Annotated in this window: 10 protein-coding genes and 2 pseudogenes; 5 read left to right on the top strand and 7 right to left on the bottom strand. The window is 64.4% G+C overall.

The window, feature by feature from the left end; genetic code table 11:
- The first annotated feature begins 53 nt into the window (after nucleotides 1-53).
- Nucleotides 54-947, top strand: coding sequence for a sugar kinase (locus IVA80_RS33520; RefSeq protein ID WP_247439330.1), 894 nt, complete (start codon nucleotides 54-56; stop codon nucleotides 945-947).
- A 19-nt stretch (nucleotides 948-966) separates the two neighbouring features.
- Entirely contained in the window at nucleotides 967-1,875 is a 909-nt protein-coding gene (locus tag IVA80_RS33515; RefSeq protein ID WP_247439327.1) for a ribokinase, read from the top strand.
- Between the two features lie 189 nt (nucleotides 1,876-2,064).
- Here IVA80_RS33515 and IVA80_RS33510 read toward each other — a convergent pair whose 3' ends face one another.
- Nucleotides 2,065-3,285 (bottom strand): FAD-dependent oxidoreductase, encoded by a 1,221-nt coding sequence (locus tag IVA80_RS33510; RefSeq protein WP_247439325.1) that lies wholly within the window; start codon nucleotides 3,283-3,285, stop codon nucleotides 2,065-2,067.
- Between the two features lie 231 nt (nucleotides 3,286-3,516).
- Between IVA80_RS33510 and IVA80_RS33505 the strand changes: the two genes are divergently transcribed.
- On the top strand, nucleotides 3,517-4,311 hold the full coding sequence (locus IVA80_RS33505; RefSeq protein WP_247439323.1) for an enoyl-CoA hydratase/isomerase family protein: 795 nt from the start codon (nucleotides 3,517-3,519) through the stop codon (nucleotides 4,309-4,311).
- A gap of 10 nt (nucleotides 4,312-4,321) precedes the next feature.
- Here the strand turns inward: IVA80_RS33505 and IVA80_RS33500 are convergent.
- The 3 genes and pseudogenes from IVA80_RS33500 to IVA80_RS33490 form a co-directional block, all read right to left on the bottom strand.
- Nucleotides 4,322-4,540: pseudogene (locus tag IVA80_RS33500) on the bottom strand (TRAP transporter large permease); the annotation flags it as partial.
- Nucleotides 4,541-4,776: 236 nt separating this feature from the next.
- Nucleotides 4,777-5,627, bottom strand: a pseudogene (locus tag IVA80_RS33495) (TRAP transporter substrate-binding protein); the annotation flags it as partial.
- Between the two features lie 40 nt (nucleotides 5,628-5,667).
- The gene (locus IVA80_RS33490; protein WP_247439321.1) at nucleotides 5,668-7,398 is read right to left on the bottom strand and encodes an IlvD/Edd family dehydratase; all 1,731 of its coding nucleotides are present in this window, start codon (nucleotides 7,396-7,398) and stop codon (nucleotides 5,668-5,670) included.
- Between the two features lie 182 nt (nucleotides 7,399-7,580).
- Between IVA80_RS33490 and IVA80_RS33485 the strand changes: the two genes are divergently transcribed.
- Complete coding sequence (locus tag IVA80_RS33485; protein ID WP_247439318.1) at nucleotides 7,581-8,261, top strand: GntR family transcriptional regulator; 681 nt, start codon at nucleotides 7,581-7,583, stop codon at nucleotides 8,259-8,261.
- A gap of 248 nt (nucleotides 8,262-8,509) precedes the next feature.
- On the opposite strand, the gene IVA80_RS33480 is transcribed toward IVA80_RS33485, so the two are convergent.
- Nucleotides 8,510-9,334 carry an NAD(P)-dependent oxidoreductase gene (locus tag IVA80_RS33480; RefSeq protein WP_247439316.1) on the bottom strand — a complete coding sequence of 275 codons (825 nt, stop codon included), beginning with the start codon at nucleotides 9,332-9,334 and terminating at the stop codon, nucleotides 8,510-8,512.
- A 91-nt stretch (nucleotides 9,335-9,425) separates the two neighbouring features.
- Here IVA80_RS33480 and IVA80_RS33475 point away from each other — a divergent pair, with 91 nt between their 5' ends.
- Nucleotides 9,426-10,394: an SMP-30/gluconolactonase/LRE family protein gene (locus tag IVA80_RS33475; RefSeq protein WP_247439314.1), complete on the top strand. Its 969-nt coding sequence runs from the start codon at nucleotides 9,426-9,428 to the stop codon at nucleotides 10,392-10,394.
- Nucleotides 10,395-10,562: 168 nt separating this feature from the next.
- Here IVA80_RS33475 and IVA80_RS33470 read toward each other — a convergent pair whose 3' ends face one another.
- Nucleotides 10,563-11,993 carry an aldehyde dehydrogenase family protein gene (locus tag IVA80_RS33470; protein ID WP_247439312.1) on the bottom strand — a complete coding sequence of 477 codons (1,431 nt, stop codon included), beginning with the start codon at nucleotides 11,991-11,993 and terminating at the stop codon, nucleotides 10,563-10,565.
- Between the two features lie 304 nt (nucleotides 11,994-12,297).
- Nucleotides 12,298-14,661: a transketolase gene (locus tag IVA80_RS33465; RefSeq protein WP_247439311.1), complete on the bottom strand. Its 2,364-nt coding sequence runs from the start codon at nucleotides 14,659-14,661 to the stop codon at nucleotides 12,298-12,300.
- Between the last annotated feature and the right edge of the window lie 71 nt (nucleotides 14,662-14,732).

Raw genomic sequence — 14,732 nt, 5'->3', positions numbered from 1 at the left:
GATGCTAGAGTAAGCCCGTCGGCCGGGACCACAAAGCGCATCACGGACAAGCAATGCAGGCTCTCTTTATCGGACAGACCTATATCGACGTCGTCTTCATCACCGACCACATGCCGACCGGCGACGAAAAGCACGTGGCCTCGGACTACGCGGTCTCCTTCGGCGGCAATGCGGTGACGGCGGCGTTCTGCTGCGCCAAGCTGGGCATCGTGCCCGACCTCATCGCCACGGCGGCCAATGACTGGCTCGGCCGCATGTTTATGGACATGTGCGCGAAATACGCGATCTCACTACATGGACGGAAGGTCAACCAGTCCTCGCTCTCCTTCATCATGCCAAAGGACGGCAAGCGCGCCATCGTCCGCTGCCGCGACGACGACCACATCCATCCGTTCCCGATGCTCAATCTCGGCGGCTGCCGCGCGCTGCATGTCGACGGCCACCAGCCCGATGCCGCGATCCACTACGCAAAAGTCTGCCGCGAGGCCGGCATTTTGACTTCGCTCGACGGCGGCGGCCTGCGCACCAACACGCATGAGCTGCTGGAATTCATCGATGTGGCGATCGTCGCCGAGCGGCTGTGCGAGCAGATGGATCTGACGCCGGAGAAGATGCTCGACTACCTCAAGGGCCGCGGCTGCAAGATCGGCGGCATCACCATGGGTGAGAATGGCCTGCTCTGGTACAACGAAACAGGCGCGGTCGAGATCATGCCGGCGATGCCGATCCCGCGCGAGCGCGTGATCGACACCAACGGCGCCGGCGACGTCTTCCACGGCGCCTACATTTATTCATATCTGGCTCATCCCGGCAAAAGCTGGCGCGAGCATTTCGACTTCGCGCGCGCTGCCTCGACGTTCAAGATCCAGCGCCTCGGCAACGAGGCCGGCTTGCCGACCCTTGTCGACATCGCCAAGGTCAGGCACGAGTTCGAGGTCAGGGTCTAGGATTTTGTAAGGGCATATCATGGGACGCGTCTTCGTCGCCGGCAGCATCAACATGGATGTGGTGGCGGCGGCCGATCGCCACCCAAAAGTCGGCGAGACCGTCGCAGGCCGGCAGGTGCTGTATTTTCCGGGCGGCAAAGGTGCGAACCAGGCAGTCGCGGCGTCAAGGCTGGGTGCGCGGACCACGCTGATCGGACGGCTCGGCAAGGATTCCTTCGGGGCTGAGCTGAAAACTTTCCTTGGCGATCAAGGCATCGATCTCGGCTATCTCCAGGAGAACGTCGAAGTCCATACCGGCACCGCGATCATCACAGTCGCCGAGGCCGACAACACCATCGTCGTCATTCCCGGTGCCAATGCGCTGGTCGACGCAGACGACGTCACCGTCGTTCCGCTGGTGAAGGGCGATGTTGCCGTCAGCCAGTTCGAGATCCCGCTGCCGACGATTGCCGCGTTCTTTTTGCGGGCGCGATCTGCTCAAGCGATAACGCTGCTCAACCCGGCGCCGGCGCAGAAAATGTCCAGCGAGTTGCTCGCGCTCGTCGACGTACTCGTGCTGAACGAGACCGAGCTCGGCTTCCTCGCCGGTGTCGAGCTGTCCGAAGACGATGATCCGGCGCAGATCATCGATGCAACGCGGCGGCTTCAGGCCAGCAAGGATCAGACCATCTGCGTGACGCTCGGCAAGCGCGGCGTGCTCGCGCTCGTCGGCCAGCAGGAGATTTTCGTGCCCGGCCGCATGGTGAAGGCAGTCGACACCACCGGTGCCGGCGATTGCTTCGTCGGCGCGCTCGCGGCGCAACTGGCCGACGAAGTGCCGTTGCGTGCCGCGCTCGCTTTCGCCAACACCGCCGCCTCGATCTCCGTGCAGCGCATAGGCGCCGGGCCATCGATGCCGACGGCTGCAGAAGTCGCCGCCGTCTTGTAGGGCGGAGCGCTTCTTTACCTCGCCCCGCTTGCGGGGAGAGGTCGGATTGCATCGAAGATGCAATCCGGGTGAGGGGGAGCCTCCGCGAGTCCAACTGTCATCGGGTTTGCGGATAGAGCCCCTCACCCCGCCCCTCCAGCGCGAGCGAAGCTCGTCGCGGCCCGTAAGAACGGGGCGAGGGAGAAGACCTCACGCCAGCGCGCCCTTCAAATCAAAGCTTTCATCCACGGCCTGCTCCGGCGTGATCGAGCGCTCCATGCCGAACAGGCGGCGGCCGAACATGTGATCGCCGGCACGGTTGACCGACTCGATGCCGAGCAGCCTGTCGCCCTTGTAGCAGAACGCCGAGAACGCTTTCTTCGCGGGATCGCCGCGCAGCACGACGTGGTCGTAACCGGTGGTCAGCCCTGCGATCTGGAGCTTGTCGTCGCCCTGGTCGCTCCAGAACCAGGGATGGCTGTCGTAGGCCTTGCGGTCGCCGGTCAGCCGCGCCGCGAGGCAGCGGGCGTGGTCGGTGGCGTTCTGCACCGATTCCAGCCGCTGCGATCCGCCGAAGCGCGGGCTTGCGAACAACGCGCAGTCGCCGATCGCCGAAATATTTGGATCGGCCGTCGCAAGATATTCGTCGACGATGATGCCCGCGGCGACGGGAAGCCCCGCCTCCGCCGCAAGCTCGATGTTCGGCAGCACGCCGACACCGACCACGACAAGGTCGGCCGGCAGATGCCTTCCGTCGCTGAGGCTGACGCCGGTGACCTCTCCGCCCTCGGCCTCGATCGAGGTTGCCTGCACCCCGAGATGGATACGGATGCCGGCCTCGCGATGCCGTTGCTGGAAGTACTCGGAAACCTCCGCCGTCACCGCGCGCGCCATCACACGCGGGGCGAGTTCGAGCACGTCGACCTCGAGACCCTTGATCCGCGCGGTGGACGCGAATTCCAGGCCGATGAAGCCCGCACCGATCACCACCACCCGTGCCTTCGACGGAATGATTTCGCGCAGCGCCTCACTCTCGTCGAGGATACGTAGATATTTCACGTCGGGCAGATTGGCGTTGGGCAGATCGAGCAGGCGGTTGCGCGCGCCCGTCGCCAGCACGAGGTGGCCGTAGGTCAGTGTCTCGCCAGATGCGAGGTGCACCTTGCGCCCGGCGCGATCGATCGACACCGCGCGGCCCGCCATCAGCTCGATTGTCTGGTCCTGGTAGAATTTCTCCGGCCGGAACATCAGGCTGTCCGGCCCGGCCGAGCCCTTGATATAGGCCTTGGACAGCGGCGGCCGCTGATAGGGCAGATGCGCCTCGTCGTTGATCAGGCAGATCGAAGCGGAAAAGCCCGCTTGGCGCAGGGACGCCGCGGCCTGATAGCCGCCGTGGCCGGCACCGACGATGATCACCGGACCGTCCGTCATTGGTACAGCCCATTTCCGGAGACACGAGCGTAACCCATGTCGTCTCCTCTCGCTGAATTGGCTTGGCTTACCCAGGAGGAGCCGGCGCTCGTGTCCGTTCCTCAACGAAGGCAGCCCCATTTGATCCTATCGTTTCGGCTTGCGCAAGGGCACTGCGCGGCATGCGGGGTTGTCACCCCTGCCCTTCTGCGATTTAGTTGCAGCAACGACCTCATGCCGGGGATTTCTCCGATGCCAGCTCCCGTCTCACAGCCCAACGATCCCGCTTTGCTCCGGATCGACGGTCCGATCGCAACCATCACGCTCAACCGCCCCGCTGCCTTCAACTCGATCAACCTTGGGATCGCGCAAAAGCTCGAACAGCTCGCAGCCTGCATTGAGGCCGCCGATGACATCAGGGTCGTGGTCCTCGAAGGGGAAGGCCGCGCCTTCTCGGCCGGTGGCGATTTGCAGACGATTGGTGCTGCGGCCGAAACGGGCACCGTGACGCCGGTTGTCGGCGAGTTGCTCAAGCACTATCACGCCTTCATCGAGATCATCCGGCGCATGCCGAAGATCTCGTTGTCGAGCGTCCACGGCTCGGCCGCAGGCGCCGGCATGGGCCTCGCCTTCGTCACCGACCTCTGCATTGCCGCGGACGACGCCAGGTTCACGCCGGCTTATGCCAAGATCGGGGTGTCGCCGGACGGCGGCTCGACGGTCGGGATCGTCGGTACGGTCGGATCACGACGTGCGCTCCAGATCTTCCTATCCGAGGACAATTTTACCGCGCAACAGGCCTATGAATGGGGCCTGGTTGCGAAGGTCGTTCCCGCCGCGGAGCTAAAGCCGGCCACACGCAAGCTCGCAGAGCGCCTTGCGCAGAACCCGCCTGCGGCGATCGCCGGCACGAAGTCGCTGGTCTACCAGGCTGCCACCACGCCGGTGAAGCAGCAGCTCGATGCCGAGGAGCACAAGATCATCATGGCGATGAACACAGAAGAGTTTCGCATCGCCGTGAAGAAATTCACGAGCAATGGGAAATAGCTGCAAGCCCTCATTTCGGACAGATGTAGCCTGTCCCCGCCGGCGACTTGAAGCAGCCGACCGATTCCGGCAGCACGTGCTGCGGCAGCCACAGCACCACGCTCGGGAAGTAGATTGCGAACGCGATGGTGGCCAGGAACACCAGATAGATCGGCAACGCGGCGCGTAACGCCTTGGCAAAACTGATGCCGACGAACTTCGAGGCCATCAGCAGCACGAGCCCGTAAGGCGAGTGACGTTGCCGTTGCACCAGCAGTTTGTCGGCGATGGCCATTTACTTCCCCGTCGTCCCGGAGCTATCGCATGTGACAGCTAGGAAGCTGCCGATCGTGCTCGGCCTGCATGGTTCGAGACGCCCGCTTTGGCGGGCTCCTCACCATGAGGGTCTAAAGTCTCACCGCGAAACGCAACCTCATCCTGAGGGCCTGCCGGAGGGCGGGCGTCTCGAAGGATGGCCGCAAGCACTTAATTGATCGACCGGATCAGGTCCTTGACCTTCTCGGCGTGCGGGCCGAGCTCCTTGGCGAGCTTGTCGAGATAGGGGTCGGCGATTGCCGTGAAACTCTTCTTGTCGACGTTGTCGACGATCTTGACGCCCATCTTCTTCAGCTTCTCGGCCGCGGTGCGCTCGAGGTCGAACGCCTTCGCCGGCTCTTTCGTGCTGACCTCGTTGGCCGCGGCCTGGACCCACTGCTTCTGCTCGGCCGACAGGCTCTGCCAGAGCTTGTCGGAGATGAACACCAGCGCGTTGTTGGCCCCGTGCTCGGCGCCACCTCGTAGTGCTTGTTGACGAGGTAGACGTTGATGCTGTTCTCGGCGACATCGACCACGCCGGTCTGCAGCGAGGTGTAGACGCTGCCGAACGGCATGTGCACGGTCTGGGCGGCGTAGGCCGGGAACATGGTGTCCTCGGTCGCGGTCGCCTGGACCCGGATCTTCAGCCCCTTGATGTCGCCGACATTGTGGATCTCCTTCTTGGAGTACATGTGACGCACGCCCTGCGAGCCCGTTGCGATCACGTGCAGGCCTTGCGTGGTCTCGTCGATCATGGTCTTGAGCGCTTCGAACACGCGGGGATCGGCAAGCCCCTTGATCACGTGGTTCGCGTCGCGGAACAAATAGTGCAGCGACATCACGCCGGCCTGCGGCGAGATCGTTGCGGTGTTGGCCGAGGAGATGATCGCGAATTCGATGTCGCCGGCCTTCACGAGCTGGAGCACCTGCGGCTCCTGCCCGAGCTGCGCGCCCGGATACTGGTCGATGATCATGGTGCCTTTGCTCAATTCCTTGAGCTTGTCGGCAAAGAGATCGCCCGCCCGCCGCTTTAGCGGTCTGAGCGCTCGTTCGGGTGGTTCGTCACCCCTTCTCAGTATTCTGCTCAGTCTGCTTCCCAGTCCTCTGCATGAAATCGAAGTCGCAGCCTTCGTCGGCCTGCATGATAGTTTCGTTGAACAGCCAGGCGTAGCCGCGCCGCGCCTCGTCCGGCGCAGCCGCCGGCTTCAATGCGGCGCGCCGACGCTCCAGCTCGGCAGCTTCGACCAGCAGCTCGATGCTGCGCTTGGCAACATCCAGCCGGATCATGTCGCCGTTCTTCACCAGCGCGAGCGGCCCACCGACGGCGGATTCCGGCGTGATATGAAGCACGATTGTGCCGAACGCGGTGCCGCTCATGCGCGCATCCGAAATGCGCACCATGTCCTTGGTGCCGCCGCGCGCGAGCTTCTTCGGGATCGGCAGATAGCCCGCCTCCGGCATGCCGGGCGCGCCCTTCGGGCCGGCGTTGCGCAGCACCAGCACGTCATCAGAGTTCACGTCGAGATCGGGATGGTCGACCCGCAGGGTCATGTCCTCGACGGATTCGAACACCACCGCGCGCCCCGTGTGCTGCAACAGCTTGGGGCTCGCGGCCGATTGCTTGATGACGGCACCACGCGGCGCGAGGTTGCCGTGCAGGACGGCAAGCCCGCCTTCCTTCTTGATCGGATTGTCGCGCGGACGGATCGCATCCTGGCCCGGCACGTCCTCCGCATTCGCGACGACATCGCGCAGCGTCTGGCCGCTGATGGTCTGCGCGTCGAGATCGACGAGATCGCCGAGCTGCGCCAGCAATTTCGGCACGCCGCCGGCGTGGTGGAAATGCTCCATATAGTGTTCGCCGGACGGCTTGAGGTCGATCAGCACCGGCACCTCGCGGCCGATCTGGTCGAACACCCCGAGATCGAGGCGATGAGGCGAGCGGTGCGCCATCGCCGTCAAATGGATCAGGCCATTGGTCGAGCCGCCGATCGCCTGGAGCACGACCTGCGCGTTCCTGAACGAGGCCGGAGTCAGCAGCTCACTCGGCTTCGGACCCTTGGTCTTGGCCATCTCGGCGGCAACCCTGCCGCTGGCTTCGGCCAGGCGAAAGCGTTCGGCATGCGGCGCCGGGATGGTCGCGCTCATCGGCAGCGACAGGCCCATGGCTTCAATCATGCAGGCCATGGTCGAGGCCGTGCCCATCACCATGCAGGTGCCGACCGACGGCGCGAGGCGGCCATTGACCGCTTCGATCTCGGCATCATCCATTTCGCCGGCGCGATACTGGCCCCACAGACGGCGGCAATCGGTGCAGGCCCCTAACACCTCACCCTGATGATGGCCGACCACCATCGGCCCGACCGGAATGACCACAGTCGGCAGATCGGCGCTGATCGCCGCCATCACCTGCGCAGGAAGAGTCTTGTCACAGCCGCCGATCACGATCACCGAATCCATCGGCTGCGCCCGGATCATCTCCTCGGTATCCATCGCCATCAGATTGCGCAGATACATCGAGGTCGGATGCGCAAAGCTCTCGGCGATCGAGATGGTCGGGAACACGAACGGCATCGCGCCGGACAGCATCACGCCGCGCTTCGCCGCTTCGATGATCTGCGGCACGTTGCCGTGGCAGGGATTGTAGTCGCTATAGGTGTTGGTGATGCCGACGATCGGGCGCTCCAGCGCGTCGTCGGAATAGCCCATGGCCTTGATGAACGCCTTGCGCAGGAACAGCGAGAAGCCGGCATCGCCATAGCTCGTCAGCCCTTTGCGCAAGCCACTCGTCATCATGCCACTCCATCTAACTTGCTACCTTGCCATTGTGGTACAGGCTGCCCCTCGATTGTCAATAAGATAGGCGTAAACCGATCGGTTTCTGGCCTGACGTCCCCCACAGCAACCAGATTATTGACAATCCGGGCCTTCCCTGCTCCACAGGAGAGACCGGCCAGGCGCCGGAGGCCGAGGGCATGTCCGACATTCACACCGCAGACGCCATGACGGTCCGGGGGGACGACCCGGACGATGTCGTCCCGCGGCTCGACGAGGACATCATCTTCGGCCGCTTCCCGCCGGGCGCGCGCCTCACCGAGGACGCGCTGATGTCACGTTACGGCACCTCTCGGCACTTCGTGCGCCAGGCGCTGGTGGACGCGGAACGGCGCGGCATCGTCCGCCGCGAGAAGAACGTCGGCGCCACGGTGCGGTTCTACTCGGCGGCGGAAGTCCGGCAAATCTACGAGGTCCGGGAGATGCTGACGCGGCAGGCGGCGCTGATGATCTCCCTGCCCGCGCCGCAAGGCCTGATCGACGCGCTGACCGCTTTGCAACGGCGATATTGCGCGAAGGCCGACTTGCAGGATCTGCGCGGCATTCACGAGACCAACGATGCCTTTCACCTCGCGCTGTTCTCGGCCTGCGGCAATCCCTATCTCGTGCGCTCGCTCCAGGACTACATGAACCTGACGCTGCCGATGCGCGCCAAGAACCTCGCCGACCGCGACGGGCTGGCACAGTCGCGGCGCCAGCACGACCTGATGATCGAGCTGTTGAAGGGCCGCGACAGCTGGGCGCTGGCGCAGCTTTGCGTCGATCACATGCAGTTCAGCAAGTCGGATTATCTCAAGCGCATCCGCGACGGCGAGAACTAGCGCGGCGGCTCCTTCGCCTCTCCCCGCAAGCGGGAGGGCTATCGCAGGTGAAGAAAAGCGTAGCGGGAAGCTTGCTTGCGGCCATCCTTCGAGACGCCCGTCTGCGGCGGGCCCTCAGGATGAGGTCGCGTTTTGCGGCGAGATTTTAGACCCTCATGGTGAGGAGCCCGCCAAAGCGGGCGTCTCGAACCATACAGGCCGAGCTCGTCCGGCAGCCTCCCGATTCATATGCGATAGCCTGCCGCAAGCTAGCGCTTGGTCCAGTCGATGATGCGGCTCGCATCGCCGTCGAACTCGTTGCTGCAGAACGCACCGCCCTGGTAGTGGTCGCCGATCGGATCCGGCTTGAGCTTGGCCTGCTCGGCCATCGCGTGCGCCACATGATCCTCGGAGCGGCCGGTCGGGCGATAGCCGAACGCGTAGGCGCGGTGATTATCCCACCAGGCGCGCTCGTTCAGGGACACGCCGTAGAACACCTCGAAATGAATGTCGGGATGCTCGAGCCCGATCTGGCAGAGCTGCACGAGATCCTCCGGCTTCAGCCACATCGCGATGCGGCGATGATCGAGCGGCCGCTCGTCGCAATTGCCGATCCGGATGCAGGTGACCTTCAGCCCGTGCTTGTCGGCATAGAGCGCGCCGACTGCTTCGCCGAACACCTTGCTGACGCCGTAGCGTCCGTCGGGGCGCACGGTGACGTCGGTGCCGATCTTGTGGTGGCGCGGATAGAAGCCGACGACGTGATTGGATGAGGCGAACACCACGCGCTTGACGCCCTTGCGGTACGCGGCCTCGAACAGATTGTAGCCGCCGATGATGTTGGCCTGGAGGATGTCGCCCCACGGGCCCTCGACCGAATAGCCGCCAAAATGGATGATGCCGTCGACGCCCTCGCAGATCGCCTCGCATTGCGCGAGATCGGAGAGGTCCGCCGCCTTGAACTGCTCGTTCGGCCCGAGATCGGCGGGCGGGCGGATGTCGCTGAGAAGGAGGTCCGGATAGATCGGCGGCAGAAGTTTCCGCAGGCGCGTTCCGATCCCGCCCGAAGCTCCCGTCATCAAGATGCGCGGCATGTCTTTCCTCGTATTTGGCAACCGATTTGCGGCCGTAGATATCCGATGCTAGCAGACTTGGACAGAGGGAACGCAACAACGAGAACTGCACATGAACGATGCATCGTCCCATAATCAAGGCTGGCGGCCGGCGACTTGTTACCCCGATCCGGCGATAAGTGCACTCGATCCCCGCTTCGAAAAGTACTGGCTGAAACTCTCGGCGGTGGAGCGGCTGACGACCGGCCTGCGCTGGGCCGAAGGGCCGGTCTGGTTCGGCGACGGGCGCTACCTGTTGTGCAGCGACATCCCGAACCAGCGCATCATCAAATGGGAGGAAGAGACCGGCGCCGTCAGCGTGTTCCGCAAGCCCTCGAATTTTGCCAACGGCAACACCCGCGATCGCCAGGGCCGGCTCGTCACCTGCGAGCATGGCGGCCGCCGTGTCACCCGCACCGAATATGACGGCGAAATCTCCGTGCTGATGGATTCATTCAACGGCAAGAAGCTCAACTCGCCGAACGACGTCGTGGTGAAATCCGACGGGTCGATCTGGTTCACCGATCCCACCTTCGGCCTGCTCGGCAATTACGAGGGCTACAAGGCCGAGCCCGAGATCGAGCCCAACGTCTACCGGCTCGATCCCGTTAGCCGCAAGGCGACCATCGTCGCCGAAGGCGTGCTCGGCCCGAACGGGCTGTGCTTCTCGCCGGACGAGAAGATCCTCTACGTCGTGGAATCCCGCGGCGTGCCGAACCGGAAAATTCTCGCCTATGACGTTTCGGCTGACGGCACCACGATTTCCAACAAGCGCGTCCACATCGATGCCGGTCCGGGCACGCCGGACGGGATGCGCTGCGACATCGACGGCAATCTCTGGTGCGGCTGGGGCATGGGCGATCCCGAACTCGACGGCGTCGTGGTGTTCGCGCCCGACGGCGTCATGATCGGCCGCATCGCGCTGCCCGAGCGCTGCGCCAATCTCTGCTTCGGCGGCGTCAAGCGCAACCGCCTGTTCATGGCAGCGAGCCAGTCGATCTACGCGCTGTACGTGAACACGCAGGGCACGGTGGGGGGCTAACACTCGAATCGTAGGGTGGGCAAAGCGAAGCGTGCCCACCAAACGAGATGACGATTTTCGGAAAGATGGTGGGCACGGCGCGCAAGCGCGCCTTTGCCCACCCTACGAATGGAAAACGCCGGAGCGGTGTCCCGCTCCGGCGTCATGTTCATTCTCGACGATGAAAGCTTACGCCGCGTTGAAGCCGGCGACGGCTTTCACTTCGAGGAAGTCCTCGAGGCCGTACTTGCCCCACTCGCGGCCGTTGCCGGACTGCTTGTAGCCGCCGAACGGCGCGGTGCGGTCGTTGGGCACGCCCTGGAGATTGACGTTGCCGGCGCGGATCTGGCGCGCGACGCGCTTGGCGCTCTCGACGGTGTCGGCCGAGACATAGCCGGCAAGCCCATAGGGCGTGTCGTTGGCGATGTGCACGGCGTCGGCTTCGTCCTTGGCGCCGATGATGGTCAGCACCGGTCCGAAGATTTCCTCGCGGGCGATCGTCATGTCGGGAGTGACGTCGGCGAAGATGGTCGGGCGGACATAGAAGCCCTTGTTGACGCCCTCGGGCAGGCCCGGGCCGCCGGCGACGAGCGTTGCGCCCTCGTCGATGCCCTTCTTGATCAGCCCCTGGATCTTGTCCCACTGGCCGCGGTTGACGACGGGGCCGATGGTGGTGCCTTCGCCGCGCGGATCGCCCGCCTTGGTCTTGTCGGCCACAGCCTTCGCGATCGCGGCGACTTCCTTCATCTTCGACAGCGGCACGATCATGCGCGAGGGCGCGTTGCAGGACTGGCCGGAGTTGTTGAACATGTGCATCACGCCGCCCGTCACCGCCTTGGTCAGGTCGGCGCCTTCGAGGATGACGTTCGGCGACTTGCCGCCGAGCTCCTGGCTGACGCGTTTCACGGTCGGCGCCGCGCGCTTGGCCACGTCGATACCGGCGCGGGTCGAGCCGGTGAAGGAGATCATGTCGATGTCAGGATGCTCGCTCATGGCGGCGCCGACCTCGGGACCGAGGCCGTTGACGAGGTTGAACACGCCCTTCGGCACGCCGGCTTCATGGAGGATTTCCGCAAAAATCAAAGCCGAGGTCGGGGTGAACTCCGACGGCTTCAGGATCATGGTGCAGCCGGCGGCCAGCGCAGGCGCGACCTTGCAGGCGATCTGGTTGAGCGGCCAGTTCCACGGCGTGATCATGCCGACCACACCGACCGGCTCGCGCAGCACCATGGCGGTGCCGACCGGTTCCTCGAAATGGTAGTTCTTGAGCACGTCGAGCGTGGTCATGAGATGGCCGAGGCCGGCGCCGGCCTGGAGCTTTTCGGCCATCGGCAGCGGCGCGCCCATCTCGTCGGAGACGGCGGCTCCGATCTCCTTGAGGCGGCCCTTGTAGACCTCGATGACTTTCGACAGCAGCGCGACGCGCTCCTCGCGGCTGGTCTGGGAGAACGTTGCAAAGGCGCGCTTGGCGGCGGCGACCGCCTTGTCAACGTCGGCCTTGGAGCCGAGCGCAACCTCGTACATCGCCTCTTCGGTCGCCGGATTGACCACGGCGGTGGATTTCTTGACGGCGGGATCGACCCAGGCGCCGTCGATGTAGAATTGCATGCGATTGACCATCGTTAACCTCTTCTTGGGGGCATGGTGGGGGCGTTTCGGCAGGCATCCTTGCACGAAAGCGCCGGCAGTTGAACCCGCCATATGCGGGGCCAGCGTTGCGGCGGACGCGCGGAATATGGAGCGTGGGTTGGACCGAGGCAAGCGTAGCTCTGGGTCCCGGCTCGGCGGCGCGACATTTCATGTCGCGCCTTGTCCGGGACACGAGACTAGAGCGTGTCCAGACAGCTCTCGTGCCCCGGACGCAGCGCAGCGCTACTTCAGCGGTGCGCTGCTGAGCCGGGGCCCATGCAAGTGGTTACCTCAACTACACCGCCATTTTCCGATGGAGCACCGGGGCGCCGGTGGTGAGGCTTTCGGCCGCATCGATGATGGCGTTGGCATCGATGCCGTAGTGACGGTAGAGATCGGCAATCGTCCCGGTCTGGCCGAACTGCTCGACGCCCAGCGCCTCGACGCGGTGGCCGCGGACGCTGCCGAGCCAGCCGAGCGCGGCCGGATGGCCGTCGATCACGGTCACGATGCCGCAGTCGCGCGGCAGCGGCGCCAAAAGTTTTTCAATGTGGCTGAGATGCTGCACGCCGCGCCGATCGCGCCGCAGGTTTCGCGCGGCGGTCCACCCGGCGTGGAGGCGATCTGCCGAGGTGACCGCGAGCAGGCCGATGTCGCGGCGGCTCTCGCCGATGAAGCCGGTCGCCTCGATCGCTTCGGGCGCAACCGCGCCCGTGTAGGCGATCACGACTTCGGCATTGGGGCCGGGCTTGCGCAGCCAATAGGCGCCGTCGGTGATGCCCTGCGCCAGCTCCGGTGTCATGATCCGCTGCGCCTGCTCGATGCTGCGCGTCGAGAGCCGTAAGTACACCGAGCCGCCCTCGCCCGGATCGCGCTGCATGTGATTGAAGCCCCAAGCCATGATCACGGCGAGCTCGTCGACGAAAGCCGGCTCGAACGAGGCGAGCCCGTCCTGCGCCATGCCGATCAGCGGCGTCGCGATCGACTGGTGCGCGCCGCCTTCCGGCGCGAGCGTGATGCCCGATGGCGTCGCTGCCACCATGAAGCGCGCGTCCTGGTAACAGGCATAGTTCAGCGCATCGAGCCCGCGCTCGATAAAGGGATCGTAGAGCGTGCCTATCGGCAAGAGCCGCTCGCCATTGATCTGGTGCGACAGGCCGAGCGCCGAGAGCATGATGAACAGGTTCATCTCGGCAATGCCGAGCTCGAGATGCTGGCCCTTGGGTGAGAAGTCCCAATTGAAAGTGGACGGAATTTTCTCGCTGCGGAATAAGTCCGCCTTCTCGCCGCGCGCAAACAGGCCGCGACGGTTGACCCACGGACCGAGATTGGTGGAGACAGTAACGTCCGGCGACGTCGTGACGATGCGCTTGGCGAGTTCGCTGTCGTCCCGCGCGATCTCGTTCAGCACGAGGCCAAAGCCCTGCTGGGTCGACATCTGCGGCGTCGGCTTGAAGGCGAGTTGCTGGGGCACCTCGACGACGGGCGCGGTCAGCCGGCGGCCGTCCTGGTTGAACGGCACGCGCGCGAGGAAGGCGTCGAGCTCGGCGGCATCCTGCGCAAGGCCCTCGTACTTGTCCCATTCGTGCCCGGGCCGGATGTTCTGGCTGTCGCGATATTTCTCCATCTGTGCGACCGTCATCAGGCCGGCGTGATTGTCCTTGTGGCCCTGGAATGGTAGGCCGACGCCCTTGATGGTGTAGGCGATGAAGCAGACCGGGCGATCGTGATCGATGGATTCGAACGCCTCCAGCATGCTCGCCATGTCGTGGCCGCCGAGGTTCGACATCAGCGCCAGCAGCTCTTCATCGCTGCGGCGGTCGATCAGCTTGGTGATTGGTCCCTGGTCGCCGATCTCGTCGTGCAGATGTTTGCGGAAGGCCGCGCCGCCCTGGAAGCACAGCGCCGCATACAGCGCGTTGGGACAATTGTCGATCCAGCGCTTGAGCGCCTCGCCGCCGGCCTCGGCAAAGGCCTCGCGCATCAGGCGGCCATATTTCACGATCACCACGTCCCAGCCGAAATTGCGGAACATGGTCTCGAACTTTTCCCAGAGCCCCTCGCGCACGACGGCGTCGAGCGACTGCCTGTTGTAGTCGACCACCCACCAGGTGTTGCGCAGGCCGTGCTTCCAGCCTTCCGCGAGCGCCTCGAAAATGTTGCCCTCGTCCATCTCGGCATCGCCGACCAGCGCGATCATCCGCCCCTCGCGGCGATCCTTCATCCAGCCATGTGCCTTGACGTAGTCCTGCACCAGCGAGGCGAACAGCGTCTGCGCGACGCCGAGGCCGACAGAGCCGGTCGAGAAATCGACGTCGTCGACATCCTTGGTGCGGGAGGGATAGGACTGCGCGCCCCTGAAGCCGCGGAAGTTCTCGAGCTTCTCGCGGCTCTGCCGACCGAACAAATACTGGATGGCGTGGAACACCGGGCTCGCATGCGGCTTCACCGCGACGCGGTCTTCGGGCCGCAACACGCTAAAATACAGCGCCGACATGATGGTGGCGAGCGAGGCCGACGAGGCCTGGTGGCCGCCGACCTTGAGCCCGTCCGAACTGGGACGGATGTGGTTGGCATGGTGGATGGTCCATGACGACAGCCACAGCGCCTTGCGGGCCAGCGCGGTCAATGTGTCGAGACGGGCGGTATCAACGGGCATGGCGAAGCTCCCGGAAACAGGTGGCCGATGATACGCCTGCGGGCGTGGCCAAACTTCTCAATTTTTCGCGC

Source organism: Bradyrhizobium sp. 139 (genome assembly GCF_023074175.1).
Lineage (GTDB): Bacteria > Pseudomonadota > Alphaproteobacteria > Rhizobiales > Xanthobacteraceae > Bradyrhizobium.
The sequence above is the reverse complement of the archived record's forward strand: the minus strand, read 5'-3'. Positions and strand labels throughout refer to the sequence as shown.

Bases quoted from the DNA above. Each gene is read 5' to 3' on its own strand.
- IVA80_RS33520 (WP_247439330.1), top strand. From the start codon at position 54: ATGCAGGCTCTCTTTATCGGACAGACCTATATCGACGTCGTCTTCATC.
- IVA80_RS33515 (WP_247439327.1), top strand. From the start codon at position 967: ATGGGACGCGTCTTCGTCGCCGGCAGCATCAACATGGATGTGGTGGCG.
- IVA80_RS33510 (WP_247439325.1), bottom strand. From the start codon at position 3,285: ATGACGGACGGTCCGGTGATCATCGTCGGTGCCGGCCACGGCGGCTAT.
- IVA80_RS33505 (WP_247439323.1), top strand. From the start codon at position 3,517: ATGCCAGCTCCCGTCTCACAGCCCAACGATCCCGCTTTGCTCCGGATC.
- IVA80_RS33490 (WP_247439321.1), bottom strand. From the start codon at position 7,398: ATGACGAGTGGCTTGCGCAAAGGGCTGACGAGCTATGGCGATGCCGGC.
- IVA80_RS33485 (WP_247439318.1), top strand. From the start codon at position 7,581: ATGTCCGACATTCACACCGCAGACGCCATGACGGTCCGGGGGGACGAC.
- IVA80_RS33480 (WP_247439316.1), bottom strand. From the start codon at position 9,334: ATGCCGCGCATCTTGATGACGGGAGCTTCGGGCGGGATCGGAACGCGC.
- IVA80_RS33475 (WP_247439314.1), top strand. From the start codon at position 9,426: ATGAACGATGCATCGTCCCATAATCAAGGCTGGCGGCCGGCGACTTGT.
- IVA80_RS33470 (WP_247439312.1), bottom strand. From the start codon at position 11,993: ATGGTCAATCGCATGCAATTCTACATCGACGGCGCCTGGGTCGATCCC.
- IVA80_RS33465 (WP_247439311.1), bottom strand. From the start codon at position 14,661: ATGCCCGTTGATACCGCCCGTCTCGACACATTGACCGCGCTGGCCCGC.